Source organism: Ruegeria sp. R14_0 (assembly GCF_017743975.1).
GTDB lineage: Bacteria > Pseudomonadota > Alphaproteobacteria > Rhodobacterales > Rhodobacteraceae > Ruegeria.
Genome location: NZ_JAGHRC010000001.1, coordinates 994,834 through 1,012,566 on the forward strand (window position 1 = coordinate 994,834; position 17,733 = coordinate 1,012,566).

General features: G+C 58.1%; 17 protein-coding genes. 3 read left to right on the top strand and 14 right to left on the bottom strand.

The annotated features are described in order from the left end of the window. Window positions 1-9 precede the first annotated feature (9 nt). Window positions 10-762: a cytochrome c biogenesis protein CcdA gene (locus J7416_RS04905; protein ID WP_170425098.1), complete on the bottom strand. Its 753-nt coding sequence runs from the start codon at window positions 760-762 to the stop codon at window positions 10-12. Between the two features lie 105 nt (window positions 763-867). Between J7416_RS04905 and J7416_RS04910 the strand changes: the two genes are divergently transcribed. Further along, complete coding sequence (locus J7416_RS04910; protein WP_209223826.1) at window positions 868-1,101, top strand: sulfurtransferase TusA family protein; 234 nt, start codon at window positions 868-870, stop codon at window positions 1,099-1,101. A 43-nt stretch (window positions 1,102-1,144) separates the two neighbouring features. On the opposite strand, the gene J7416_RS04915 is transcribed toward J7416_RS04910, so the two are convergent. From J7416_RS04915 to J7416_RS04960, 10 genes are all read right to left on the bottom strand, one after another. After that, window positions 1,145-3,979: a ribonuclease E/G gene (locus J7416_RS04915; RefSeq protein ID WP_209223593.1), complete on the bottom strand. Its 2,835-nt coding sequence runs from the start codon at window positions 3,977-3,979 to the stop codon at window positions 1,145-1,147. A gap of 508 nt (window positions 3,980-4,487) precedes the next feature. Continuing rightward, the gene (locus J7416_RS04920; protein WP_108858689.1) at window positions 4,488-5,822 is read right to left on the bottom strand and encodes a sigma-54 dependent transcriptional regulator; all 1,335 of its coding nucleotides are present in this window, start codon (window positions 5,820-5,822) and stop codon (window positions 4,488-4,490) included. A gap of 12 nt (window positions 5,823-5,834) precedes the next feature. Further along, a complete protein-coding gene (locus J7416_RS04925) occupies window positions 5,835-7,613 on the bottom strand; it encodes an ATP-binding protein (protein ID WP_209223595.1) in 1,779 nt (592 codons plus the stop codon). Window positions 7,614-7,649: 36 nt separating this feature from the next. After that, on the bottom strand, window positions 7,650-8,318 hold the full coding sequence (gene purQ, locus J7416_RS04930) for a phosphoribosylformylglycinamidine synthase subunit PurQ (RefSeq protein WP_209223597.1): 669 nt from the start codon (window positions 8,316-8,318) through the stop codon (window positions 7,650-7,652). Between the two features lie 11 nt (window positions 8,319-8,329). Beyond that, window positions 8,330-9,373, bottom strand: a complete 1,044-nt coding sequence (locus tag J7416_RS04935; protein WP_209223599.1) for a zinc-dependent alcohol dehydrogenase family protein — start codon at window positions 9,371-9,373, stop codon at window positions 8,330-8,332. Window positions 9,374-9,377: 4 nt separating this feature from the next. Then, window positions 9,378-9,608 (bottom strand): phosphoribosylformylglycinamidine synthase subunit PurS, encoded by a 231-nt coding sequence (gene purS, locus J7416_RS04940; RefSeq protein WP_109311572.1) that lies wholly within the window; start codon window positions 9,606-9,608, stop codon window positions 9,378-9,380. 114 nt (window positions 9,609-9,722) lie between these two features. After that, window positions 9,723-10,385 carry a MarC family protein gene (locus tag J7416_RS04945; protein WP_209223600.1) on the bottom strand — a complete coding sequence of 221 codons (663 nt, stop codon included), beginning with the start codon at window positions 10,383-10,385 and terminating at the stop codon, window positions 9,723-9,725. A 138-nt stretch (window positions 10,386-10,523) separates the two neighbouring features. Then, window positions 10,524-11,279 (bottom strand): phosphoribosylaminoimidazolesuccinocarboxamide synthase, encoded by a 756-nt coding sequence (gene purC / locus J7416_RS04950; RefSeq protein ID WP_209223827.1) that lies wholly within the window; start codon window positions 11,277-11,279, stop codon window positions 10,524-10,526. An 82-nt stretch (window positions 11,280-11,361) separates the two neighbouring features. After that, window positions 11,362-12,342 (bottom strand): hypothetical protein, encoded by a 981-nt coding sequence (locus J7416_RS04955; RefSeq protein WP_209223602.1) that lies wholly within the window; start codon window positions 12,340-12,342, stop codon window positions 11,362-11,364. Then, entirely contained in the window at window positions 12,343-12,789 is a 447-nt protein-coding gene (locus J7416_RS04960) for a tellurite resistance TerB family protein (protein WP_209223604.1), read from the bottom strand. It lies immediately after the preceding gene. Window positions 12,790-12,951: 162 nt separating this feature from the next. Between J7416_RS04960 and J7416_RS04965 the strand changes: the two genes are divergently transcribed. Both J7416_RS04965 and bmt read left to right on the top strand, forming a co-directional pair. Beyond that, on the top strand, window positions 12,952-13,269 hold the full coding sequence (locus tag J7416_RS04965) for a DUF1476 domain-containing protein (protein ID WP_209223606.1): 318 nt from the start codon (window positions 12,952-12,954) through the stop codon (window positions 13,267-13,269). 116 nt (window positions 13,270-13,385) lie between these two features. Beyond that, on the top strand, window positions 13,386-14,402 hold the full coding sequence (bmt, locus tag J7416_RS04970) for a betaine--homocysteine S-methyltransferase (protein WP_209223607.1): 1,017 nt from the start codon (window positions 13,386-13,388) through the stop codon (window positions 14,400-14,402). 5 nt (window positions 14,403-14,407) lie between these two features. On the opposite strand, the gene J7416_RS04975 is transcribed toward bmt, so the two are convergent. From J7416_RS04975 to J7416_RS04985, 3 genes are all read right to left on the bottom strand, one after another. Then, window positions 14,408-15,184, bottom strand: coding sequence for an enoyl-CoA hydratase-related protein (locus J7416_RS04975; protein ID WP_209223609.1), 777 nt, complete (start codon window positions 15,182-15,184; stop codon window positions 14,408-14,410). A gap of 68 nt (window positions 15,185-15,252) precedes the next feature. Next, window positions 15,253-15,708: a cytochrome c-type biogenesis protein gene (locus tag J7416_RS04980; RefSeq protein WP_209223611.1), complete on the bottom strand. Its 456-nt coding sequence runs from the start codon at window positions 15,706-15,708 to the stop codon at window positions 15,253-15,255. Further along, a complete protein-coding gene (locus J7416_RS04985; protein WP_209223612.1) occupies window positions 15,705-17,669 on the bottom strand; it encodes a heme lyase CcmF/NrfE family subunit in 1,965 nt (654 codons plus the stop codon). The genes J7416_RS04980 and J7416_RS04985 overlap by 4 nt, the downstream gene beginning before the upstream one ends. Between the last annotated feature and the right edge of the window lie 64 nt (window positions 17,670-17,733).

Consider the following 17,733-nt stretch of genomic DNA (forward strand, 5'->3'; position numbering starts at 1 on the left):
ATCAGTGGATCACCCGAAATTCGCCAATGCCGGGAAGGTTTCCAACAGCCACCAGCTAAACTCGGTGAACAGGCCGGTGATCAGCATGATGCCGACGAACAGCAACAAGCCGCCCATCACCTTCTCGATCGTGCCCATATAGGGCTTGATCCGGTTCATCACCGACATCGAGCGGTTAAGGAACATAGCCGCCAGCAGGAACGGAATACCCAGACCAGCGGCGTAGACACCCAGCAGCAAAGTACCACGTGCGACCGAGGCCTCGGACGCTGCAAGCGACAGGATCGCCCCCAATTGGGGCCCGATGCATGGGGTCCAGCCAAAGGCAAAAGCCAGACCAAGAATATAGGCGCCAAATACGGACCCACCGGAATCGCCGGTCTCGATCCGCGCTTCGCGGTCCAGAAACGGGATCCGGAATACGTTCAGAAAGTGCAGACCAAAGACAATCACCACCGCGCCCGAGAGCTTGGCAAACAGAACTTGATTCTGCAGCACAAAGGCCCCGAAGGCGGAGGCCGTGAACCCTAACAGCAAAAACACCGTGGATAGGCCCAGAACAAAGAACAAAGCAGCCAGAGTAGCCTTACGCCGCGCCTGGGCCTGATCCTGCATCTCATGGATTGTCACGCCGCTCATATACGCCAGATAAGGCGGCACGATGGGCAGCACGCAAGGCGACAGAAAGCTGATCAGACCACCCAGCAGCGCGATGAACATGGCAGGCAGCAGGCCCGCGTCTATGATGTCAATTCCGAACATGCATCAGCACATATGTTACCTGAGCGGCGGCGTCACGGGGCTATTCGGTCACATCCTCGTGGTTGCATGCTGGACACCGCGCCAAAGTGGAAATATCTGAACCTTATGTCAAATCCGTCAGAAACACTCGATGCGCTGGGACTTTTGTGCCCTCTGCCCGTTCTCAAAGCGCGCAAACGCTTGAAATCTATGCCTGCCGGGGCCGTGCTGCGTGTGCTGGCTGATGATCCGGCCGCTATAGTCGATGTCCCGCATTTCTGCGTCGAAAGCGGCCATCAACTTTTATCGCAGGAAGAAGCTGACGGGCACCAGATCTATCTGATCCAAAAATCCGACTGAGGGTTGAAAAGAAAAAGGCGGGCACCTGGCCCGCCTTTTCTGGTTATTGACCTAGCGACCACCAGCCGCGTCGTTTCGGCTTGGCAGGCTGCTCCGGTTCTTCGGCTACGACCTCCAGTACCGGTTCGGGTTTCTCTTCGACCGCTACGTCCGCAGGCTCCTGCGGCTCATTGGAGGCGATTTCCGCCGCTGGTTCTGGCTGTTCTGCTTGAACGGGCTCAACCTCGGCCACGGTTTCCGCGTCGGGCTCGGGCTGCTCGGCTACGGCAGCAACCGGTTCCGCATCTTCGGCAGCTTCTTTAGCCGTTTCCGATGGCGGTTCTTCCGAAACAGCCTCAACAGCAGTCTCCGCCGGTGCATCCGCGCCTTCCGCAACAGCTTGTTCCGCAGTTTCTTCCGTTGCAGCTTCGGTAGCAGTTTCTTCTGCTGCTTCAACCGCTTCTGCGTCTTTCTTCTTGCGACGGGGTGCGCGGCGGCGTTTCGGCTTTGCCGCCTTTTCCTCTTCCGCAGGCTCAGCGCTTTCACCCTCGGGTTTCGCTTCGTCTTCAGCGCCGGTCTTGGCTTCAGCAGCCGCTGCGTCACCCTCTTCGGCATTCACCTCGGGGGTTTCACCGGACCCATTGCTTTTCTTCCGACGACGACGGCGGCGTTTGCGCTTGGGCTTGGTCTCTTCTTCCGACTGAACCGCCTCTTCTTGGAACTGTTCTTCTTCGTCCGCGTCGACGAGATCCATCAGGGACGCATCGACCGAGACCACAGGCGCACTGGCTTCGGGAACAACCCGGCTGGCGGTCTTGAACTTCTCCATCGAGAAATCGGGGCTGACCAGATGCACATCACCTTCCAGGCGCACAGACAGACCATAGCGTGCCTCGATTTGCGCGATATGCTCGCGTTTTTGGTTCATCAGGAAATTGGCGATGCTGACAGGGCAACGGACCAATACTTCACGAGAGCGACGGCGGGTGCCCTCTTCTTCGATCTGACGCAGGATCGACAGTGCCATGTTGTCGTCCGAGCGGATCAGACCGGTGCCATGACACGCCGGGCACGGTTGCGTGGTCGCTTCAAGCATACCGGGGCGCAGACGCTGACGGCTCATCTCCAACAGGCCAAAGCCCGAGATGCGGCCCACCTGAATACGCGCACGGTCGGTTTTCAACTTTTCCTTCAGACGTTTTTCGACAGCCGAGTTGTTTTTGCGCTCGTCCATATCGATAAAGTCGATAACGATCAGACCTGCGAGGTCACGCAGACGCAGCTGGCGCGCGACTTCTTCGGCGGCCTCAAGGTTGGTCTTAAGCGCGGTTTCCTCGATCGACCCTTCCTTCGTGGCCCGGCCCGAGTTCACATCAATCGCCACAAGCGCTTCGGTCACGCCGATCACGATATAGCCGCCGGATTTCAGCTGTACGGTCGGGTTGAACATCCCGGCCAGATAGCTTTCCACCTGATAGCGTGCGAATAACGGCAGCGCGTCCTCATACCGCTTCACGTTCTTGGCGTGGGACGGCATGATCATCTTCATGAAGTCCTTTGCGATGCGGTATCCGCCTTCGCCTTCGACCAGAACCTCATCAATCTCACGGTTATAGAGGTCGCGGATCGATCTTTTGATCAGATCACCTTCCTCGTAGATTTTCGCTGGCGCAATGGATTGCAGGGTCAGTTCGCGAATCTGCTCCCACATACGCTGGAGGTATTCATAATCGCGTCTGATCTCGGATTTCGTACGCTTGGCGCCCGCGGTCCGAATAATCAGACCAGCACCCGTCGGCACATCGATATCCGCAGCGATTTCTTTAAGCTTCTTGCGATCCGGCGCGTTGGTGATTTTGCGGCTGATCCCGCCACCGCGCGCTGTGTTGGGCATCAGAACGCAATAGCGACCGGCCAGCGACAGGTATGTGGTCAGCGCAGCGCCTTTGTTCCCACGCTCTTCCTTGACGACCTGCACCAGCAGGACCTGACGAACTTTGATGACTTCTTGAATCTTGTACCGGCGCGGCCGCGGTTTGCGCGGCGGACGGATGTCTTCGCTGTCATCTTCGTCGGCCACGGATTCGATCGAGTCGTCTTTCTCCGTCGCATCTGAACGCGCTTCGGTCTCATCAGCGTCTTCGGATTTCGCGCTTTCTTCCTCGACCTCTGCGGACGCCTGAGCGTCCTCAACGTCTGCGTCTTTTTGCTGTTCTTTAACAGCCTCTGGCGCGTCGGGCTCAGCGGCTTCTTCGGCCGCGGCCTCTGATGGCTCTTCCTGTTCCGACGAATCTTCCGCTACTGGAGTTTGCGCTTCGTCTTCGACTGCGTCGGATTCAGCCTCAGCAGGTTCTTCGACTGTATCTTCTGGTTCTTCGACAGGCGTTTCAGCAACAAGTTCGACCGGAGAGGTGCCTTCAGGCACAGGCACATCTGCCCCCTCTTCACCTTCATCCAGATCAATTGTCTCCATGCCGGTGGGTTCGTTCGAAACCTCAATCGACTCGACCGCATCATCGGATTTCACATCCGCGGCTTTCGTCCGCGACCGCGAGCGACGCTTTTTCGGCTTGGATTCTTCGGCCTCATCCCGCGCCTTCATTGCTTCGGCATAGGCGCGCTCTTCCTCCATCAGCGCCTCACGGTCAGCGACAGGGATTTGGTAGTAGTCAGGATGAATTTCGGAAAACGCCAGGAAACCATGCCGATTTCCGCCGTAATCCACAAAGGCCGCCTGCAGGGACGGCTCAACCCGAGTTACTTTTGCAAGATAGATGTTGCCAGCAAGCTGACGTTTGTTTTCGGATTCAAAATCGAACTCCTCGACCTTGTTTCCGTCAACCACCACGACGCGGGTTTCCTCCGCGTGGGTGGCATCGATAAGCATTTTCTTAGCCATGTTTCCTTGGTGCACCGCGCCAAACGCGTTGTCCTTACCCGTCCGGGAGGACAGGCGCTTTTGGGGTGGTGTCTTGTCAGGGCGATATCGGACGGCGCGCGGCAGGGTCTGGCGCTGTGGCCCCCTGCCCGTACACTCAATCGTTGCGCGCGCGTCATCGCGGTTCTTCTCCGACAGGTGCGGCTCTGGCCGCTGCCTGCCCATTTGTTCCTTTCGCCCACATCTGCGGGCTCAGGCGTTCTACTGCCCCTATGGGGCACAATCGGTCTGCTTTGCCGCGCGGGATTGATCACCATCCACAGCAGAGCAGCGAAACTCAAAGATTCGGGACTTTTGGGCGCAAATTAGCCCTGCCCGTTCGGACACAATAAAAGCAGTCCTGTGGAAAACACAATGGGCAAACTGCGAGAAGACCAATACGAGGCCCCGGGATCTCTTCATCTGGCCAAAAATATCCCGGGGGTGAATTGAGCCGCAGGCTCAAGAGGGGGCTGGCCCCCTCTTTGCCTTACAGATAGTCCGAGCGCTGCAGCCCGTATTTCGCCATCTTCTCGTTTAGCGTCCGGCGCGGCAGGCACAACTCGTCCATTACAGAGGCTATAGAGCCCTTGTGGCGACGCATCGTATTGTCGATCAGCATCCGCTCGAACGCTTCGACATATTCCTTGAGAGGCTTGCCTTCGGTCGTCATAACCGGCTGCATTTCCTCGTGATCGGACATCAATAGCGACGCAATCGTGCCCGAGCCGCGGCGCGATTGAAGGACCGCACGTTCCGCGATGTTAATCAACTGACGTACATTTCCTGGCCAGGGGGCTTGCAACAGTTGAGCAGCCTCCTGAGCGCTCACCTGCGGCGCTTCGCACCCGTATTCTTCCGAGAATTGCTCGCTCAGCCGCGTGAACAGCGTCAGGATGTCCTCTCCCCGCTGACGCAATGGCGGCATGGTGATCCGGAGCGCTGCTAGGCGATAGAACAGGTCGGGGCGCAGAACGTCTTCGCTGGTCTTGCCTGCCTCCTGCAGGTTGGAGATTGCGATGATACGCGTCTCGGCCGGGGTTCCCTGATCGTTCATCACGCTCAAAAGGCGCGCCTGAAGCGTATCGCTCAGCGCTTCGACATCCTCCAACACAAGGGTGCCACCGCGCGCCTCTTCGATGGCGGGCAATTGTGCGTCTTCAGGCATCATCGGGCCGAACAGGCGCTTGGACAGCGCTTCTTCCTCAAGCGCCGCGCAAGAGACCAGAACGAATTTCTTGCCCGCCCTGCTGCCAACGGCATGAAGCGCGTGTGCCACCAGGGTTTTGCCCGTACCGGTCTCGCCATCAATCAGCACATGACCGTCGGCCTGCCCCAGGTCCAGAATGTCTTCGCGAAGCCGCTCCATGACCGGGCTCGCCCCGATCAGCTTGTTCATGATCTGCGTGCCACCCGACAGCTCGCGCCGCAGGGCCCGGTTGTCCAGGGTCAAACGCCGCGCATTGCTGGCACGTTTGGCCAGTTCCGACATGCGGTCCGGGTTGAAGGGTTTTTCCAGGAAATCAAACGCACCAACGCGCATCGCCTCAACCGCCATGGGTACGTCGCCATGGCCGGTGATCATGATGACCGGCAGCGTACTGTCTGCGCCCATCAGCTTTTTCAGCAATTGAATGCCGTCCATACCGGGCATTTTGATGTCCGAGATCACGATGCCCGGATATTCGGGTCCCAAAACCTTCAACGCATCCTCGGCGCTGGCAAAGGTTTCCGTGTCATATCCCGACAGTGCCAGCCATTGGCTGATCGACTGGCGCATGTCCTGTTCGTCATCCACAATGGCGATCTTCATGGCCTGTGCCATAATCATTCCTCGTTATTCCGCGGCTTCAAGGCCGTCGCTTCCAAGTATCGGCAACTGCATTTCGAACACCGCCCCACCTTGCGGGCTGTTGCGAGCAGTCAGCCGTCCGCCATGGTCGTTCACGATCCCGGAAGAGATGGCAAGCCCCAGACCAACCCCATCACCGGGTTGCTTGGTAGTATAGAACGGTTCGAACAGGTTTTCGATGTCCTCGATTCCATAGCCATTATCGCGCACGGTCAGCACCGCCATATCACCTGCCGCCAGTATGATTTCCACGTCCGGCTCGCTTACCGATTTGGTGGCGTCCAGCGCGTTGCGCAAGAGGTTCACCATGACCTGTTCGATCCGCATTCGGTCCCCCATAACCAACACCGGTTCATCCGGCAGGATCTGGGTAATCTTGACATGCCGCTGCCTCAGCTGAGGCTCCATCATCGACAGGGATGCGGCCAGTGCTTCGCTAAGATTTACAGGGGAAAACGCGTCCGCCCCCTTTCGCGCATAGGACTTAAGCTGCCGGGTAATCGCCCCCATCCGCTCGATCAGCCCGTCAATCCGGCCAAAGCTTGCCAGCGCCTCTTCCGAGCGGTTGCGGCGTAACAACAGGCGCGCGCCGGCGAGATATGTCTTCATTGCAGCCAGAGGTTGATTGAGCTCATGACTGACGGCAGCTGACATCTCGCCCAGGGCTGCCAGTTTCGAGCTTTGGGCCAGGGTCTGTTCGGCAACTTCCAGCGTCTTTTCAACCCGTTCGCGCTCAGCAATTTCCCGCTTTAGCCTTGTGTTCAATGCGCGAAGCTCTGCCGACTCGCGCTGGAACAAAGCCATGCGGAACGTGGCGCGGCGGCTCAGCGCGTAAAAGGTCAACGCCAGAAGAATCGCAAAGCCCATGATCTCGAGCGCGATTACGCTGTTCACCTTTTCGCGAATCGATTGATAGGTGGTGAACGACGTCATTTTCCATCCCCGGAACGGGATGCGCGTCTCCATCCGCATCACCGCTTCGCCCTGCAGATAGGCATCAGGCGGCAGTGCTGTCCAATCGGTCGTTGCCCGAATAGCGCGCTGAATGGCACCCTGCGGAGGCTGGCGCAGCATTGCGGCATTTTCTTCAAGGCCGCGCCATTGCGGTTCGGTCGTCAGAATGATGGCTCCGGTACTGTCGGTCACCATCACCGCATCAGAGATACCGGCCCAGGCACGTTCGAATTTCTGCAGATCGACCTCAACCACGATAACACCCAGAATCTCAGAGTTGGCCTCGATTCTGCGTGAATAGACAAAGCTGTAGCCGCCGGACTCGGTCTGGATCACCGTAAAGATCGTCGAGTTCGACCGGATCGCGTCGATGAAATAGGGCGAGTTGCGATGCGCCTCACCCAACCGCGCCCGGTCGGTTGCGGCAACCGACCGCCCATCCCCGTCCAAAAGCATCAGCGACGCCGCGCCAATCTCTTCGACGAACGAGATCAAACGCTGAGTAGAAAGCGAATAGTCACTGGATTGCAGGGCAGAAATCAGGGTGGGATCGCGGGCCAGAAGCTGAGGAACAATCGCGTTCCTGCGGAGTTCACTTAGCAGGTTCCCGGAGTACAGGGCCAGCCGCACCTCGGCGCGGTTCCGAGTTGACTCGGTAAAACGGTCGGTCAGAAGCCGGTTGGTCACGTAAACTGTCGTAACCGTCGCGATCAACAAGAAAATGACCGCCGCCCGCAGCCGCCAACCCAATGGCGCACCGCGAAATGGTTTTGTCAGAAAGGACCAGCTAGAGCGAACTTCGGAACTCATCCCGGAAAGTTACGCGGGCTGGGGCGCAAGCTCAAGTCACGCGGGAGCAAGAACGCCAGACAATGCGCGGAACAATGCCGTCCCGTCAGTTCCACCGTGACCCTCGTCCGCCGCACGTTCGGGGTGTGGCATCATCCCCAAGACCCTGCGGTTCTCGGACAGGATACCGGCAATGTCACCGACCGAGCCGTTCGGATTCTCGGTATAGGTGAACGCGATGCGATCCTGGTCTTTCAGTTTGGCCAGCATCTCATCATCCGCGAAAAAGTTGCCGTCGTGGTGCGCGATTGGGATACCGATCACATCGCCAGCGTTATAGCCCTCGGTAAAGGCGCTGTCGCTGGTTTCCACTTTCAGGCCGACTGTACGGCAGATGTATTTCAGACCGGCATTGCGCAGCAGTGCACCGGGCAGGATGCCGGTTTCGGTCAGGATCTGAAACCCGTTGCAGACGCCGAGCGCATATCCACCACGTTCTGTATGTTCGACCACGGCCTTGCAGATCGGCGATTGCGCGGCGATGGCACCGCAGCGCAGGTAGTCACCATAGGAAAAACCACCCGGCACACCGACAATGTCCACGCCCGCAGGCAGTGCGGCATCCTTGTGCCAGACCATATCGACCTGAAACCCCGCCTGTTCAAAAGCGACGGCCAGATCACGGTCACAGTTGGACCCGGGGAATACGATGACAGCTGCGCGCATGGCGGGCCCTCCTACGAGACAAAATCGGTGACCACGGCAACACCCGGCGGTGCTGGATGGTCGAAAGCGGCAAGCTCATCACTCACCTGATTCAAGGTTATCTTTCGCGTCACGAGCGGGCTCAGATCAACTGATCCGCCAGAAATCAGCGAAATAAGTGAGGGATACCGCCAGCTTGGCATACCCCGCGTTCCATAGACGGCCAATTGACCCGAGTACAGAACATCCATCGGCAGGGACATCTCGGCATGATCGCCGGTTGGCATGCCGATTTGTACCATACGCCCCAGTTTGCGCAGAGACTTGAGGGAAGCAACGGTGGTGGTTTCAATCCCCAAAGCCTCAATCGCGACATGAGCACCACCGCCGGTGATGTCTTTGACGGCCTGAGGCGCATCGTCCGTTGCAGCATTCACCACCGCGTCGGCGCCAAGGCTTTTGGCATAGGCCAGTTTGTCGTCGGCAATATCGACCACGACAACGCGTGCGCCCAACGCCTTGCCCAGCAACAGCGTTGAAATCCCAACACCGCCGCCGCCGTATACGGCCAGCCATTCCCCGCCTTGCAACTGCGCGCGCCCGACCAGCGCCTGCCATGCAGTTGTAACGCGACACCCCAGCGCCGCTGCAATTTCCGGAGCAAGCGTATCAGGAAGCGCCGTCAGATTGGCATCTGCATGCGCGACAGCAATATATTCGGCAAAAGCCCCGTCGCAGGTAAAGCCCGGCACGACCTGATCCGCGCAGATGGTCTGATGTCCTTGGGCGCAATCCGGGCAATGACCACAAGCCAGGATAAAAGGTGCGATCACCCTGTCCCCGACCTTCCAACGGCTGACACGCGGGCCGACTGCGACCACCTCGCCGCAGTATTCATGCCCCGGGGTCATGGGAAGAACAACATCGGGGTCCGAGCCTGACCACGCGTGCCAATCCGAGCGGCAAACGCCGCAGGCCAGCACACGCACGACAACGCCGTCCTCTGCCGGTTCCGGGTCAGCAACGGTCGCCAGCTCAAGGGGCTGACGATAGGTGATCAGACGCGCAGCCCGCATCGGTTCAGACCAGTTCGATCTCGTAGCGCTCGATGACAGTATTGGCCAACAGCTTTTCGCACATCTCGGTGATGTCCGCCTCGGTCGCGCCCTCGGCCAATTCAAGGTCGATGACCTTGCCCTGACGCACGCCTTCGACCTGATCAAAGCCCATGGCACCCAATGCGTGACGCACTGCCTCACCCTGCGGGTCCAGAACCCCGTTTTTGAGCATCACATGCACACGTGCTTTCATTCTCGCAACTCCAGCTGAGGGCCTCGGTTCAGACCCGTTCCGTTGCGCGGGGGATAACCTGCCGATGGGCGTTCGACAACCCTTGTCGGCACACAGTTTGTGGCACGTCCAAACTCAATTCCCGCCAGTCAGCCCGGGATAGCGGGCATCAACCGCGTCAAACGCACCTGTCAGCACCATCTCAACCGCGACTGCCACAAGAATGATCGCCATTACCCGCGTCAGGACGTTGATCATTGTCGAACCCAGAAACCGTGAAATCGGAACGGCAAACAGCAGTCCGACCCCGGTTATCGCACAGGCGATCAGAATAGCGGCACCCAGCGTCACGATTTCCGCGCCATCTGACAAGGTATGCGCAAACACGATCGTCGTTGCGATCGTGGCCGGCCCAAAGGTCAGAGGAATGGCCAGAGGCACCACGGCAATGTTGGACTTTTTCTCGTGGCCTGCATCCACCGCTTTTTGATCGCTTTGCGAGGGTTCTGCGGTATTCAGCATCGACATTCCGATCCCAAGGATTATCAGGCCACCGGCAATTCGGAATGACGCGACATCAATACCGAAGACGGCCAGAATCTCCTCTCCGACCAGCACGACGGCAATCGACGATGCCACCACAGACCCCGTGACAATCAAGGCAACGCGCTTACGTTCGGCGGCCGTGTAGCCTTGGGTCATGCTCAGAAAGATCGGGATGCCGTAGAGCGGATTGAAAATGGCCATCAATGCCGCGAAGTACTTCAAAAAGACAGCGTGATCAAAGAGTTCGGCCATGGGATGAATTTACCTTGGTTTCAGGTCAGTCCGACAATGAAGGCAGTAACCCATCGTGTCAAACAACCAATTCCAAAGCAAAAAGCGCCACGTCCTTCGACGCAGCGCTTTGAATGGTTCTGCCTTTTATTTAGCCGATCAGTTGATCAGCGTAGGCTTTGTGACGTTGCTTTGCGGCAAGACGCCCAGACGACGCGCAACCTCGGAATAAGCGTCCGTCAGGTTGCCCAGATCGCGTCGGAACACGTCCTTGTCCAGTTTCTGGCCTGTTTCGATATCCCACAGGCGGCAGCTGTCAGGGCTGATTTCATCTGCCACGATCAGGCGCTGGAAATCTCCGTCGAACACGCGGCCAGTCTCGATCTTGAAGTCGACCAGCCGAATGCCGACGGCCAGCATCACGCCGCTCATGAAATCATTCACGCGTAGCGCGAGGCTTAGGATATCGTCCATGTCCTGCTGACTGGCCCAGCCGAAGGCCGCAATATGCTCCTCGGTCACCAGCGGATCGCCAAGCGAGTCGTCCTTGTAGCAGTATTCGACAATCGGGCGTGGCAGTTGCGTCCCTTCGGCAATACCCAAACGCTTGGACATCGTACCGGCCGCATAGTTGCGAACGATGACCTCAAGCGGGACAATCTCACAGTTACGAACAAGTTGTTCGCGCATGTTCAGGCGGCGGATAAAGTGTGTCGGCACCCCAATCTGATTGAGGCCGGTCATGAAGAACTCGCTCAGGCGGTTGTTCAGAACACCTTTCCCGTCGATGACGTCTTTCTTTTCCGCGTTGAATGCGGTGGCATCATCTTTGAAATACTGGACGATCGTGCCCGGTTCGGGGCCTTCATACAGAATCTTCGCTTTGCCTTCGTAGATCTTTTTGCGACGCGCCATCGGGGCCCCTTCCATATCGGCAATACGCGAATACCGCGCAGTTGCCGCCCTCATAGTGCAGCGCGCCGCTACCCGCAAGTTGTCAGGCGTCGCGCCCACCTCTCATCATTCGTTTAAAGAAACCCATTCTAGATCGTACCTGAACTTCCTGCCCCGGCGGCGGAGGACTGCTGTGCATCTCTCCAATTTCCTCTTCGTGGTCAAACGGGCTTTTTGGGTGCACAAGCACCCATGCGTCACAGGAAGACCCGTTCGTGCCCTTGGGCGCGAACCGGATACGCATGGAGTCCTCGCGCGACTGTCCCTCGTGTCCCAGCGTATCGCCATCATTGAAGCTGTGGCCAAAGGCAGCCAACATTGCTGCGGTCATGCTAAGCGTTGCGGCCGCGTTTTCCAGATCAATCGGCGCGGCCGCTAGGCTCACTTCACACCCCTTGAGCGGACTCAGGCCGTTGGTGACACCCCCCACGAGCTGTTTGCCATTGTCTTTAAACCCGTTCAGGCGCATGCCGACCCATTGTTCAACCGGAATGTCGTCCGAAATCGCCTTGTCGGCCATGGCGACCACGTCTGACGGGCGTAAGAAGTGATCAGCGCTTTCCCAATACACGGCTAACGCAACGGGAAGCTTGGCGAAAAGAGCTGCTATGCAAGAACATAGACGGGCCGCCCGAAACGCTTGTATTTCATCGCCTGCTTTAGCCCCGGTCGTTACACAAATGTAAGACTTGTTGTACTGCAGCGCTTGCGTCACCTCGGGAAAGGTCAACCTTTGCCAAGGTGTGAGCTGTTCCGGATCCCATGTGCCATAACCGGGCAAGCGGATCAGTGTCGCAATTGTGCTGTCCGCCCCCTCGGCACCCAAAAGAATCGGCGTGGTGATGAATTGATCGGTATCGCAATCCTGATTCATCCCGAACCCGGTCTCAGTCCGCAGTTCCAGCGACGGGTAATCTTCAAGCAGGGCCTGTTCGATCTCGGCTGAATTGAACTGAATAGCTTCAGACAGCAAAATATAGGCACTGAATCCGACGCGATCCTCGTCTCCGTCCTTTGCTCCCATTTATGCCGCCGCTGATCTTTGCATCATGGTGACGACGTGAACGATGCTTTCAAACGCCTGATCGCTTAGTTGCAGGCGCGAGGCAGTGCCCGACAGCACGTTTTTTTCGGATTCCTCCAGCACTCCGTCGGCCATCGCGACGCGCATTGCAAAACAGAACGCTGTTTCCCGCAAGGCAGGCGACAAAAGTTGCGCACTTTCCGTAATCACTTTGTCCGGGCCGCTTTTTTGCAGGTCTTTCAGAACTGTCTTGATCAGTTCGCCAGTTGCTTTGCCACCCAGCGGCAAAAAGATCGGGCTGAATGTGAGCATGTTGGTCAATTGAATAACTTCAGCATCGTCGATACGGCCATCCGCAGCCATCGTTAGAACAGCGGGGGCCAAGACCGCACGGGCAATGGACGTGTCTTGAGAAGAGCCGCCCCGCAGTCGCGAAAAAAGAGCCATCATATTCTCCTAAAATACTATACTTATACGGAGCCTTATGCAGCCCCCTGCAACATTTGGTTGCACAGTACATTTGGTCGCGCAACGGCTGTTTTCGCTATACATTCCAGTGTGATTTTTTTATCTGTTTAACAAGATTCTGGAATATGAGGTCCCCAACCAATGACCACTTTTGACGAACGCGAAAACGCTTTTGAGGCAAAATTCGCACATGATGAGGAAATGCAGTTCAAGGCGCAGGCGCGTTGTAACAAGCTGCTGGGCCTCTGGGCTGCAGAAAAACTGGGCAAGTCCGGTGAGGCTGCGGAAGATTATGCCAAAACGGTTGTGATCGCCGATATGGAAGAAGCTGGCCACGAAGACGTGGTCCGCAAGGTATCGGGTGATCTGGGCTCGTTGTCTTCGGATGACGAGATCCGCGCCAAAATGGCCGAGCTTCTGCCCGAAGCCAAAGCTCAGGTGATGAGCGAAACCGAGTAACCAGCCACTCTGCTCATGATCTTCATGAGTTTTATGAATTTGATTTGACGCCCCGGTCATGAGACACGGGGCGTCTAAATTATAACGGCCAAAAACGGCCCTTTGGGAATGCCCCCATGACAAACGCGCTCAATAAACTTCTGGAAACAAAAGACGCTTTGCTGGCCGATGGGGCCACGGGCACGAACTTGTTCAACATGGGTCTGCAATCGGGTGACGCGCCCGAGTTGTGGAATGTCGAGGCCCCGGACAAGATCCGGGCCCTGTATCAAGGGTCGGTTGACGCCGGCAGTGACCTGTTCCTGACCAATACGTTTGGTGGCACCTCGGCGCGACTGAAGCTGCACGATGCGCACAATCGCGTTGGTGAGTTGAACCGGATCGGCGCTGAACTTGGCCGCGAAGTGGCCGACAAGGCCGGCCGCACCGTTGTTGTCGCCGGGTCAGTTGGCCCGACCGGTGAGATCATGGAACCCGTCGGAAGCCTGTCCCACGAAGGCGCGGTCGAGATGTTCCACGAACAGGCCGAAGCCCTTAAGGCCGGCGGTGTTGATGTTCTGTGGGTCGAAACCATCAGCGCACCCGAAGAGTTCAAAGCCGCTGCCGAAGCTTTTGCCCTAGCTGACATGCCTTGGTGCGGCACCATGAGCTTTGACACCGCAGGGCGTACCATGATGGGTGTAACCTCGGCGGATCTGGCGCAACTGGTTGAAACCCTTCCAAATCCACCGATTGCCTTCGGGGCCAACTGCGGCACCGGCGCATCAGATATTCTGCGCACGGTATTGGGCTTCGCGGCACAAGGAACGGAACGCCCTGTGATCTCCAAAGGCAACGCGGGCATTCCCAAATACGTTGATGGTCACATCCACTACGACGGCACGCCCGAGTTGATGGGGCAGTATGCCGCCATGGCACGGGATGCGGGCGCTACGATCATCGGCGGGTGCTGCGGCACCATGCCCGATCACCTGCGCAAAATGCGTGAGGCGTTGGACACAACCAACCGCGGAACGCGCCCAACTCTGGACCAGATTGCGGATGCCCTGGGCCCGTTCTCATCCGCTTCGGACGGCACCGAAGAGGGCGCAGCAGTGCCAGAGCGGCGCACGCGCCGCCGCCGCCGGGCTTAACGTGATCAGCGCCCCTCGAAATTCGGGGGGCGTTTTTCCATGAAGGCCACGACACCTTCGGCAAAATCGCGCGAACGACCACATTCGCCCTGCAGATGCGCCTCGACCTCTAGCTGCTGCGGCAGAGTATTGTCGTAAGTGCCTCGGATCGCCTGCTTGATTGCGCCGAACGCGGCTGTTGGACCCTTGGCCAGATACGCCGCGCGTTTACGCCAATGGGCGTCAAACTCGGCATCGGGAATCGCTTCCCAGATCATCCCCCACTCGTCCGCCTGCCGGGCGCTGATCTTGTCGGCGAAAAGCGCGGCCCCCATCGCCTTGGCAAAGCCCATCTGACGCGGCAGGAACCAGGTTCCGCCTGCATCCGGCATCAGACCAATGCGCGAAAAAGCCTGCAGGAAATACGCGCTTTCGGCAGCGATCACCACGTCGGCGCTCAGCGCTATGTTTGCCCCTGCCCCGGCCGCAGGTCCGTTGACGGCCGCGACGGTCGGTACCGGACAGTTGTAGATGGATTCCAGCATCGGGTCATATTCATCGCGCAGGGTCCTCTCGATATCGAGCTTGCCGGTTGTCGACGAATCCCCCAGATCCTGACCCGAACAAAACGCATGCCCTGCACCGGTCAGCACAATGGCCCGCGCATGGCGAGCCGCGTGGGTCATCGCATGGGTGACCTCTGCCCGCATCTGAGCGGTCAACGCATTCATCTTGTCAGGTCGGTTCAGGGTAACCACTGCCAAATTGTCAGTGATTTCAATCCGTATAGCCTCATAATCCATGTAGTCTTCTCCCATGCTACGACAGAAGACTGACTCAATTAGAGGTCAAGGGAAAGAAATAGGGTGGGTCAGTCCTCGAGAATCTGACGCAGGCGCTCTTTCTCAGCGTCGCTGAGGCTATCTTTGGCTTCGGCCCCAGCAGCTTGTGACCGCTTGCGCAAAAAGCTCCAGCCGACCGCGGCAGCGATCAGCAGCATGATAGGCCCGGCCAGCCAAAGCATCAGGTTCGACCCGGTGACAGTCGGTTTCAGCAGAACGTATTCACCGTAGCGATCCACGATGAACGCGATCGCCTGTTCGTCGGTGTCGCCAGCAACCAACCGTTCGCGCAGCAGTAGGCGCAAATCACGAGCCAGTTCAGCGTTGCTTTCATCAATGCTCTCGTTTCGGCAGACCAGACAGCGCAGGCCGGTGCTCAGGTCGCGGGCGCGCTGCTCCAGAACCGGGTCGTCCAACACTTCATCGGGTTGCACCGCGTATAGTGGCGATGCGATCAGAGCGAAAATCAGGATCAGGCGTTTCATTCTGCGGGTACTCCGCCCGAAGGGGCCTTGCGCGCGCCGGCGGCAACGCGGAACCTGCGATCGGAAAGGCTGATGAAACCACCCAACGCCATCAGGATACACCCGCCCCAGATCCAGTTTGCCAGAGGTTTGATATACGTACGCATGACCCAGCCGCCATCGGCCTGCTGGTCGCCAATCACGACATACAGATCACCCAAGAAACGATAATCGATCGCGGCCTCAGTGGTGGGCATCCGTGCAACAGGATAGTTTCGTTTCTCGGGATGTAGCATACCCATGGAGCGGCCGTTCTTTTCCACCCGAACATCTGCAGTGGTCGAGAAATAGTTGGGTCCTTCCACTTCGCGTACATCATCGAGTGTCAGGGTGAACTGCCCCACCTTGAACGGCTCGCCGGGTTGCGCAACGCGGATGTCTTCAACCTCCCACGCGGTCAGGCCGGCAATGGCGAAAATGGTGACGCCCAAACCGGTATGCGCGACGGCTTTGCCCCAATCCGCACCCGGCAGTCGGAACAGGCGCTTGAGGCTGCCGTTGCGGCCCGTGCGCCTCCACAGGTCGAAAGCTGCGCCAAAGGTGATCCATGCCCCCAGGAACAGACCAACGGGTCCAAGCGCACTGCGCCCGGTCTGCATGGCCCAAACCAGCATGGCCAACGCGACGGACAATATGAAAACATAACGCAGCGAATAGGCTGTTTTGCCCAGTTTGCCCCGCTTCCACGGCAGCATTGACCCGATTGGCAAGGCAAGCCCTAACGCCACCATGAACGGCGTGAACGCTGCGTTGAAGAACGGCGCCCCGACCGAAAGCTTACGATCAAACGCCATCTCAGCCACCATTGGCCACATCGTGCCAAAGAATACGACAAAGCAGCTGACCGCCAGAAGGATGTTGTTCAGCACTAGTGCGCTTTCGCGGCTGACCATTCCGAATACACCCTTGGCCTCCATCGCTTGCGCGCGCGCCGCAAACAGAGTCAACGCGCCGCCGATAAAGACAACCAGGATCATCAGAATAAAGACGCCGCGTTCGGGGTCTGTGGCAAAGGCGTGCACGGATGTCAGCAAGCCCGAGCGCACGATGAACGTTCCGATCAAAGAGAAGCCGAAGGCGATAATCGCCAGCAGGATCGTCCAGCTTTTAAGCGCCTCGCGTTTTTCGACTACGATGGCCGAATGCAACAATGCAGCGGCCAGCAACCACGGCATGAACGAGGCATTTTCGACCGGATCCCAGAACCAGAAGCCACCCCAGCCCAGTTCGTAATAGGCCCACCAGGACCCAAGCGCGATGCCGATGGTCAGAAACACCCAAGCGGCCAGAGTCCATGGGCGCACCCAGCGGCCCCACGCCGCGTCAACGCGGCCCTCGATCAGGGCGGCGACTGCAAAGCTGAACGCCATGCTCAGCCCTACATATCCCAAATACAAGAAAGGCGGGTGGAAGGCCAAGCCGGGGTCCTGTAACAATGGGTTCAGATCGCGCCCATCAAACGGGGCAACGATCAGGCGATCGAACGGGTTCGAAGTGAACAGAATGAACGCAAAAAACGCCACGGCGATCATCGACTGAACCGACAGAACACGCGCCTTCAGCGTTGGCGGCAAACCGCCACCAAAAAACGCGGCCATCGCACCGAACAGGCTGACGATGAGCACCCACAGCAGCATCGAGCCCTCGTGGTTACCCCATGTCCCGCTGACCTTGTACAGCATCGGCTTGGCCGAATGGCTGTTTTCAACGACGATGCGCAACGAAAAGTCCGAAGTCACGAAGGCATAGACAAGCGCACCGAACGAAAACGCGACAAGCAGGAATTGTAGAATTGCGGCGGGTTCGGCAAAACTCATCCAGCCGACCCACCGTTTTGACGCGCCAATCAGAGGCACGATCGATTGCACGATAGCGACTAGAAACGCGAGGATCAGAGCGAAATGGCCGAGTTCTGTAATCATGCCTCCGGATATAATCCGGTTGCAGGACAAGCACCAATCACTTTCGACCTGACACTCCGAACAT